This window comes from Actinomycetota bacterium (assembly GCA_040905475.1).
Classification (GTDB): Bacteria; Actinomycetota; AC-67; order AC-67; family AC-67; genus DATFGK01.
In genome coordinates this window covers 10385-19615 of sequence record JBBDRM010000072.1, presented here as the reverse complement: position 1 = coordinate 19615, position 9231 = coordinate 10385, and the positions used below count along the sequence as shown (strand labels likewise).

Sequence of the window (9231 nt, the reverse complement as noted above, 5' to 3'; positions counted from 1 at the left end):
CGATGAGCCTCCGCGCCGTCGTCAAGGCGGGTGGCGTCTCGACCGTCCTCGTCCTCACGCTGCTGAACCTCGTCGACGAATTCGAGTGGATGGCGCTCGCGGTCCTATCCCCCGACGTCCAGCGTTCCCTTCATCTGAGCGACGCGGCGATCGGAGCGATATCGGGCGTGCAGGGTCTGCTGGTCGTGACCGGCGCTTTGCCGCTCGGCTATCTCGCCGACCGGGTCCGGCGCACCCGGTTGGTGGGATTCTGTTCGTTGCTGTGGGCGTGCGTCGCCGTGGGGGCCGGACTGGTACGCAACGCATGGCAGCTGGTGATCGCGCGCATCCTGAGCGGGATCGGAAAAGCCAACGCGCTCCCCGTTCACAGCGGCCTGCTCGCCGATGCATACCCGCTCGCCGGCCGCGCTCGCGTCTTCGCCGTCCACGGCCTCGCGAACCCGATCGGGATCGCACTGGCACCCCTGCTCGCCGGCGGCATCGCCACGCTGGCGGGCGGAGCCGAAGGGTGGCGATGGGCCTTCATCCTGCTGGCGATCCCAGGCTTCGTCCTGGCCCTGTTCGCGTTCCGGCTACGCGAGCCACGCCGCGGCCGCAACGAGCATCTCGCGGTCCTCGGAGCGACCGCGGAGGATGCGCCGGTCGAGATCCCCATCCCACTCTCGACGGGGTTCGCCCGGCTCAAGAAGATCCGAAGCTTCTCGTTCCTGCTCACCGGCCTGGGCGTGCTCGGGTTCGCGTTGTTCAGCGTGCCGACCTTCTTCAACCTCATGCTCGAGGAACGCTACGGGCTCGATGCATTCGGGCGCGGCGTCGCCGGGTCGCTCACCTTCCTGGGTGCCATCGCCGCGATCCCGATCTCGGGCATGATCGCCGATCGATTGTTCCGGAAGAGCCCTCCCCGCGTCGTCGGTTTGATCGCCGGCGGCATCGCCGGCTACGGACTCGTTTTCGCCGCATCGCTCTACCTCCCGAAGCTTCCGCTCGTCCTCGCCGGGGTCGCTCTCGCCCAAGCGCTCGCCAACTTCGGTTTCACTCCGATCTTCCCGGTGATCGCTGCGGTGAGCCCGTACCGGCTTCGTTCGCTCGGGTTCGCGATGGTCGGCATCTACATCTTCCTCTTCGGCGCCTTCTTCGGAGGGATCATCGCCGGCATGCTCAGCGACGCGTTCGGCGAACGCACCGCGCTGACGATCGTCGTTCCTCCGTCGGCGCTCATCGGCGCATCGCTCATCGCGCTCGGCGGACGCCACATCCGAAGAGACATCTCGCTCGTCGTCGAGGAGCTCAAGGAAGAGCAGGAGGAGCGTGCGCGGATGGGCACCGGCGCCGAGGCGCCCGTTCTACAGGTGCGCAACCTCGACTTCAGCTATGGACAGGTTCAGGTGCTGTTCGACGTCGCACTCGACGTTCGCCGCGGAGAGGTGCTCGCGCTCCTGGGGACCAACGGCGCCGGGAAGTCGACGCTCCTCAGGACCCTCAGCGGCTTGGCGATGCCCGACCGCGGGGTGATCCGTCTCAACGGCCGCACCATCACCTACACCGAAGCCGAGACGCGCGTCGACCTCGGGATCGTGCAGGTCCCGAGCGGCAAGGCCCTGTTCGGATCTCTCACCGTAGGAGAGAACCTCCAGGCCGGGGCCTACAGCTACATCTGGGACCGGGAACGCGTCGAGGCGCGCACGGAAGAGGTGCTCGAGCTCTTCCCGGCGCTGCGCCCCCTACTTCAACAGCCGGCCGCGACCCTCTCCGGCGGCGAGCAGCAGATGCTGGCTCTGGGCAAGGCGCTGCTGCTCGACCCCGAGGTGCTGCTGATCGACGAGCTTTCCCTCGGGCTCGCGCCGGTCGTCGTCCAAGAGCTTCTCGTGATCATCGAGCGCTTGAAGGAGCGCGGCATCACGATCGTGGTCGTCGAGCAGTCGGTCAACGTCGCCCTGACCATCGCCGACCGGGCCGTGTTCATGGAGAAGGGGCAGATCCGCTTCGAAGGGCCGGCCGGCGACCTGCTGGCGCGCGACGATCTCGTCCGGGCGGTGTTCCTCGGCGCTGAGGGCGGGTGATGGAACCTCTCCTCGGGCTCACCCTGCGAACCGACATCGTTCTCATCGGTCTGTTCACGGGCCTCGCGTACGCGGTGCTCGCGGCCGGTCTCGTCCTCGTCTTCCGCGCGACCCGGGTCATCAACTTCGCGTACGGCGAAACCGGCGCGCTCGGCGCGGCGATCGTGCCGGTCCTGGTGTTCAACTACGGGTGGCCGTACGCCCTTGCGCTTCCCGCCGTGGTGGCGCTCGGCGCGATCGTGGGGGGCGTCATCGAGCTCGGCGTGGTGCGCCGGCTCTTCCATGCGCCGCGGCTCGTCCTGCTGGTCGCCACCATCGGGGTCGCGCAGCTGCTGTTCTTCCTGCAGCTGATCCTCCCCGACATCACCAGCGCGACCCGGTATCCCGTCCCGATCAACCGCGCGGTCGAAGTGGGCGGCATGGTCTGGCGCGGTGAGCACTTCATGGTGCTGGCCTTCGTTCCGGCGATCATCGCCGGACTGACGATCTTCCTCACCCGAACGCCCTACGGAATCGCCATCCGCGCCTCGGCCGAGAACGCCGACTCCGCCCGCCTGGCCGGGATCAGCGTCAAACGCATCTCGACGCTCGTCTGGGTGCTGGCCGGCGTGCTCTCCACGCTGACCGCCGTGCTCGTACGGGGGATGCAAGGCTCGCTGGTGAGTCTGCCCACGGTGGCCGTCGGACCGAGCCTCCTGCTCCGGGCGCTGACCGCGGCGCTTGTGGCGCGTCTGACATCCCTTCCCACCGCGCTCGCAGCCGGGGTCGGGATCGGGATCGTCGAAGCGTTGCTCTTCGCGAACGTGGGCAACCCCGGGACGATCGACCTCGTGCTGTTCGGCGCGGTGCTGTTCCTCGTCCTGGTTCGCGGCCGGGGGATCGCCGAAGAGGAGACCGGTTCCTGGTCCCTCTCACCCAAGGTGAAGGCGATCCCCCACGCCATCCGTTCCGCGGGGTGGGTCAGGAGGCTTCCCCTCGCCGCCGGCGGCGCCCTCGTCGTCGTCGCGGTCGTTCTCCCGCTGCTCGTGAACGCGTCGCAGACGTTCCTCATGTCCCGGATGCTCATCTATGCCATGATCGGACTGGCGATCACCGTTCTGACCGGGTGGGCGGGCCAGGTATCTCTCGGCCATTTCGCCTTCGTGGGCATCGGCGCTCTCGGCACGGCTGCCTTCGTCCGGCACGGCGTTCCGTTCGGTGTCGCCGTCGTCTACAGCGCCGCCGCCGGCGTCCTCGCCGCGGTCCTTATCGGCACCCCGGCGCTACGGATACGCGGGTTGCTCCTCGCCGTGACGACGCTCGGCTTCTCCGTGGCCGCGCGGGCTTGGATCTTCGGACAGGACCTCTTCCTCGCAGGCGGGACGGTCGTGACGGTACCGCGGCCGACGTGGGGATCCCTCGACTTCTTCCCGCAGCGAAGCTACTACTACCTTTGCCTCGTCGCACTGATCGGAGCCGTGCTCGTAGTCACCCGGATCCGACGGAGCGGCGTCGGCCGTTCGTTGATCGCCGTTCGCGAGAACGAAGCGAGCGCGGCTGCGTTCACCGTGTCGGCCGCCCGTGCGAAGCTGACGGCGTTCGCGGTCTCGGGCGGACTCGCGGCTCTGGCCGGCGCCCTGCTCGCGGGCCTGACGGTGCAGTTCGGCGCCGAGATGTTCGATCCCGACGAGTCGCTCCGCGTCGTCGCGATGACGATCATCGGCGGCCTGGGATCCGTCACCGGCGCGGTCCTTGGAGCGGTCTACGTGATCGGCGTGCCCGCGATCTTCAACAACGCGCCGGAGGCCCGGCTGCTCTCGAGCGGCGTGGGCATGCTCATCCTGCTGCTCTACTTCCCGGGAGGACTCGTCGGACTGGTGTATCGAGCGCGCGACGCGTTGCTTGGATTCGCGGGGCGGCGTGCGCGACCGGTCGAGCCTGCGGTCGTGAAGACGGCTCCCGTCCCTGCTTCGGTCTTGGTCGCCCCCTCCGCGAACGGGGGCACGGCCGATGAACCGGCAACGCCCGGCTCTCCGGCCGATGTGCCGCCGCCCGCGCTGCGGGTGCAGGACGTGACCGTTCGCTTCGGAGGACGGATCGCGCTCGATCACGCGACGCTGGAGGTCTTCTCCGGGGAACTCATCGGCCTCATCGGGTCGAACGGAGCCGGAAAGACGACCATCATGAACGTGATCAGCGGCTTCGTCGCGCCGGCCGGAGGGAGGGTGGAGCTGTCCGGCCTGGACGTCACGCATCTCCGCTCACACCGGCGCGCGCAGCTCGGTTTGGGCCGCCTCTTCCAGGACGCACGCCTGTTCGGCGCCCTGACCGTCCGCGAATCGGTGCAGGTCGCGCTCGAGGCCCGCGAGCACAGCGAGCTCGTCCCGTCGATGCTCGCGCTCCCGCCGTCCCTCCGTGCGGAACGCCGGAAGGCCTCAGAGGCGGAGGACCTCGTCGGGTTCCTCGGGCTCGGCCGGTTCGCCGACATGTTCATCTCGGACCTCTCCACGGGGACGCGGCGTATCGCAGAGCTGGCATGCTTGCTCGCGCTCGAAGCGCGGGTCCTCCTGCTCGATGAGCCGACCGCGGGGGTCGCGCAACGCGAGGCCGAGGCGTTCGGTCCGCTGATCCGCCGTATCCAGACGGAGCTCGGCGCGACGGTTCTGATGATCGAGCACGACATCCCGCTCGTGATGTCGATCAGCGACCGCGTCTATTGCCTCGGCGCCGGGCGCGTGATCGCGTCGGGCCGGCCGGCGGCGGTGCGCTCCGATCCCGAAGTCATCGCGAGCTACCTCGGGACGGACGATCGCGCGATCCTCCGGAGCGGCGCCCGATGATGGCCCCCGACGCGAACCGGCGCCCGGCCGAGCGCCTCGCAGCGTGGCTTGGCTGGACCGAAGGGCAGGTCTACACGATCGCGATCGGCTTGGCGCTCGCGGTCGTGACCGCGAGCGTTGGGCTTCCGCCGGCCTTCCGGGAACGCCCGCTCGCCCGGCCGGTCGCGTTGCCGCCCGGCCTTGGGCAACCGCAGCCTCCAAGCGCCCCGAACGAGGTGCCGGTGGCGCTCCCGCCGCCGGTGCCGCTGCCGATCCCGTCGTTCCCGGCGCCCGAGCCGTTCGCGCCGCCGCCGCCGGTGCTCGAGGAGCCGAAGGACCCAGCCGTGCCGCGTCCGTTGACGATCGTCGGTGCGGGATGGGCCGCCGCCGACGCCGGGTCTCCGCTGGCCAACGCAGGCGTTCCGGAGGGAGGCCTCCCGGTTGCCGCGCGTCTCGGCACCGATCACCGGCGCAGCTTCATCCTCCTGGATGGGACCGAGACGAAGCTTCGGCTCGGTATCGTCGACACGCCGGGGGCCAACATGCTCGAGGGGCTGGCCGTCGTCCAGGCCTGCCCCGTCGTGACCGCAGGGTGGACGCCGGCGACCGCTCAGCCGTTCGAGGAGGCCCCCGCGTTCGACTGTACGACCGCGGCCGTCGCGCGGCGGCTCGACGACGGAAGCTTCCTCTTCGATCTCGCCGCGATCCCAGAGGCCGTCCGCGCGAATGGCTTCGCGCTGGTGCCGGGCCCCGGCGCGCCGCCGAGCTTTCAGGTCGTCTTCTCGACGGCCGTCCTCCCGCCGTCCGACCCGTCCTAGGATCGCCATGACCGAGTCCAAGCGCGTGATCATCGACACCGATCCGGGCATCGACGACGCCGCCGCGATCTTCCTCGCGCTCTCGTCGGAGCTCCTACAGGTCGAAGCCCTCACGACCGTGTTCGGGAACGTCGAGCTGGAGCAGTGCACGCGCAACGCGCTGACCATCCTCGAGCTCGCCGGACGCGAGGACATCCCCGTCTACCAAGGCGCCGCCCGGCCGATGTCGCGCGAGCCGCACTATGCGAAACACATCCACGGCGACGACGGTCTCGGCGGTATGAGCATCGCGCCGACGGCCGGCGTCGCCTCGCCGGGCGGAGCGGTCGACGCGATCGTGTCGCGCGTGAGGGAGGCGCCGGGCGAGATCACCCTCATCGCATTGGGTCCGTTGACCAACGTCGCGCAGGCCCTCACCGTCGAGCCGGCGCTCGCGGCGAACCTCCGCGAGCTGATCGTGATGGGCGGCGCCGTGCTCACGTGGGGGAACGTGACCCCCGCGGCGTCGGCGAACATGTACAACGATCCCGAGGCCGCGGATATCGTCTTCCGGTCCGGCGCCTCGATCGTGCAGGTAGGTCTCGACGTCTGCCGTCCGACCGTGATCACGCACGATCACCTTGCGCGCATCCGAGCGGCGGGAACCCGGCCGAGCCGGTTCCTGGTCGACGCGTCCGCGTTCATCGAGAACGCATACCGGCAGTTCCGGCGCGGTACGAACAACGGGACCGGCGTCCATTTCAACGACGTTCCCGCTGTGGCGTACGTGATGCATCCGGAGCTGTTCTCGACGGAGGATCTCTACGTGGAGATCGAGACCGAGGGACGCATCACGGCCGGCGCGACGGTCGCCGACTTCGAAGGGATCCTGGGCACGCCGAACGCTCGCGTGTGTCTGGGCGTCGAGTCGATGGGCGTGGCCGATCTGCTGGCCGACGGCCTCGCGAGTTGGAGCGTCGGATGACGGCGCGTATCAGGTTCCTCGGGGTCTCCGGGTTCGAGATCGTGTCCGCCGCGGGTACGCGGATCGTCGTCGACCCCTTCCTCGCGGGAAGCGATGCGTACGGCCTCCCGCCGAGCCCCGTGACGCTCGGGGAGCTCGACGGCACGCATGCCGTCGTGGTTTCGCATGGTGCGTGGGACCATCTCGGTCAGGCCGTCGAGATCGCCCTCCGGAGCGACGCCGCCTTGTGTTGCGGCGTGGACGTGCGCGTCCATGCGATGAAGGAAGGCATCCCCCCTGCCCGGATACGCAAGATGATCCCGGGCACCTCGTGCACCGTGCGGGACGTGTCTATCCGAGCGCTGCCGGCCAGCCACGTCTCGTTCTTCGAATCGCACGGCGAGCACCTCTCGTCGCAGCCGTTGAGTTTCCTTATCCGGCTGGACGAAGGCACGGCCATCTATCACAGCGGCGACACGTCGCTGTTCGGTGACCTCAAGCTGTTCGGCGAGCTGTATCGCCCTACGGTCGCGCTGCTGTGCGTCGGCGCCACCGAGCAGGGACTCGCACCGCTTCCGCCGGAGGAGGCGGTCATCGCCGCCGACTGGCTGAATGCCGGCATCGTGATCCCGATGCATTTCCGCCCCGGGGATCCGGAGCCGAAGGAGTTCCGCGAGCGCCTGGCCGAGGTGCGGCCCGACATCGAGGTTCGCACGCTCGACGCCGGGGGGTCCTTCACCATCCCGGGAGGGGCGTGATGGCGCTCGCATCGAAGATCGCGGTCGTCACCGGCGGGGCGTTCGGGATCGGGCGAGGGATCGCGCAACGGTTCGCCGCCGAGGGAGCGACCGTGGTCGTGGCCGACGTCGAGCCCGATCGGGCCGGCGACGCGAAGTTGTTCCTGGAGGCCGACGTCTCCCGAGCCGAGGAGGTCGAGAGGTTGTTCGCCGTCGTCGTCGACACGTTCGGCGGCGTCGATGTGCTGGTGAACAACGCCGCGATCGCGCACGGCCCGGCAGCAGAGCGTCATTTCCTCGACACCTCCGAGGAGATGTGGGACCGGCTCATGGCCGTCAACCTGAAGAGCCTCTACCTGTGCTCGCGACGGGCCGCCGAGATCATGATCGAACGCGGCGGCGGCAGCATCATCAACATGAGCTCGGGCGGCGCAACGCGCGCCCATCGGCACCGGGTCGCCTACGACGCGACCAAGGGGGCGATCGAGGCGGCGACCCGCGCGATGGCGCTGGATCTCGCTCCATGGGCCATCCGCGTGAACGCGCTGGCGCCCGGCGTCATCGCCGTCGAGCGCCGGAGCCCGGTGGGCGCCGAAGGATCGATCGGCCTTCAGGACGTGGTGCCGCTCGGCCGGATGGGCACTCCCGACGACATCGCCGCCGCGGCCACCTTCCTCGCCTCCGACGACGCCTCCTACGTCACCGGCGCGGTCCTTCCGGTCGACGGCGGACTGCTCGCTCAGCTGCGGTCGCCCAAGGTCGATATCCCGCCCGGGGAGCCCCGATGAAGATCACCGACGTTCGGAGCCTCGTGCTGTCGATCCCGCTGCGCGAAGCGACGGCGTTCGCGACCACGGTCGTGTCCGCCCGCGAGTACGTGATCGTCACGATCGACACCGACGAAGGGATCGAAGGCACCGGCTTCGCCGTCGGCACTCGCCATCCCGGCGAGGGGCATCTGATCGGAACGGCCGTACAGCGCAGCTTGAAGGATCTGCTCGTCGGCGAGACGCCGTTCGCGGTCGAGCGCTTGTGGGAGCGCATGTACCAGCACACGCTGCTGGTTGGGCGGCGGGGCGCCGTCCTGCGAGCGATCAGCGCGCTCGACATCGCGCTGTGGGACATCGCCGGTAAGGCTGCCGAGCGGCCGCTGTACCAACTCCTCGGCGGCCACCGCGACGCGGTGCCGTGCTACGCGAGCGGCGGCTACTACCGCGAAGGCAAGGGCCTCGATGGGCTCGCGGCGGAGATGGGACGCTACCTGGCGGCCGGGTTCACGTCGGTGAAGATGAAGGTGGGACGGCTCGACGCGCGCGAGGATGCGGAGCGGGTGCGCGTCGCGCGCGAAACGATCGGGCCGGGCGTGCAGCTCGCGCTCGACGCCAACAACGCGTGGCCGGACGCGCCGACCGCCATCCGCGCCGTTCGCATGGTCGAGGAGTACGACCCGTGGTGGATCGAGGAACCGGTGATGCCCGACAACGTGCCCGCGAGTGCGGCCGTCGCGGCGGCCCTGGACCTCCCGGTCGCGACCGGCGAGCACGAAGCGACCCGCTGGGGCTTCCGGGACTTGCTCGACCGCAAGGCCGCCGACATCGTCCAGCCCGACGCGACCGTCTGCGGCGGCGTCACCGAATGGATACGCATCGCGCACATGGCCGCCGGTTGGGACGTGCCGGTCGCGCCCCATTGGTTCGCGAACCTTCACGTGCACCTCGTCGCGGCGGTTCCCAACGGGCTGACCGTCGAGTTCTTCGTGCTCGAGGAGGACGTGTTCAACTTCGAGCGCGTGGTGCGCGACCCCCTTCGTCCCGCCGGCGGCATGCTCGAGGTGCCGCAGCGGCCCGGCCACGGGATCGTGCTCGACGGCGACGG

At 69.6% G+C, this 9231-nt stretch carries 7 protein-coding genes; all 7 read left to right on the top strand.

Annotation, left to right across the window (positions count from 1 at the left end; genetic code table 11):
• The coding region (locus tag WEB06_07335; GenBank protein ID MEX2555426.1) for an ATP-binding protein at nucleotides 1-2060 on the top strand (2060 nt) is incomplete at its 5' end.
• Complete coding sequence (locus WEB06_07330; GenBank protein ID MEX2555425.1) at nucleotides 2060-4879, top strand: ATP-binding cassette domain-containing protein; 2820 nt, start codon at nucleotides 2060-2062, stop codon at nucleotides 4877-4879. The genes WEB06_07335 and WEB06_07330, both read left to right, overlap by 1 nt.
• Nucleotides 4879-5676, top strand: a complete 798-nt coding sequence (locus WEB06_07325; GenBank protein MEX2555424.1) for a hypothetical protein — start codon at nucleotides 4879-4881, stop codon at nucleotides 5674-5676. The genes WEB06_07330 and WEB06_07325 overlap by 1 nt, the downstream gene beginning before the upstream one ends.
• A gap of 7 nt (nucleotides 5677-5683) precedes the next feature.
• The gene (locus WEB06_07320; GenBank protein ID MEX2555423.1) at nucleotides 5684-6640 is read left to right on the top strand and encodes a nucleoside hydrolase; all 957 of its coding nucleotides are present in this window, start codon (nucleotides 5684-5686) and stop codon (nucleotides 6638-6640) included.
• Complete coding sequence (locus WEB06_07315; protein MEX2555422.1) at nucleotides 6637-7377, top strand: MBL fold metallo-hydrolase; 741 nt, start codon at nucleotides 6637-6639, stop codon at nucleotides 7375-7377. Before WEB06_07320 ends, WEB06_07315 begins: the two co-directional genes overlap by 4 nt.
• Nucleotides 7377-8144, top strand: a complete 768-nt coding sequence (locus WEB06_07310; protein ID MEX2555421.1) for a glucose 1-dehydrogenase — start codon at nucleotides 7377-7379, stop codon at nucleotides 8142-8144. Before WEB06_07315 ends, WEB06_07310 begins: the two co-directional genes overlap by 1 nt.
• Nucleotides 8141-9231, top strand: a 1091-nt coding sequence (locus WEB06_07305) for a mandelate racemase/muconate lactonizing enzyme family protein (protein ID MEX2555420.1), incomplete at its 3' end; no start/stop codon positions are given. The genes WEB06_07310 and WEB06_07305, both read left to right, overlap by 4 nt.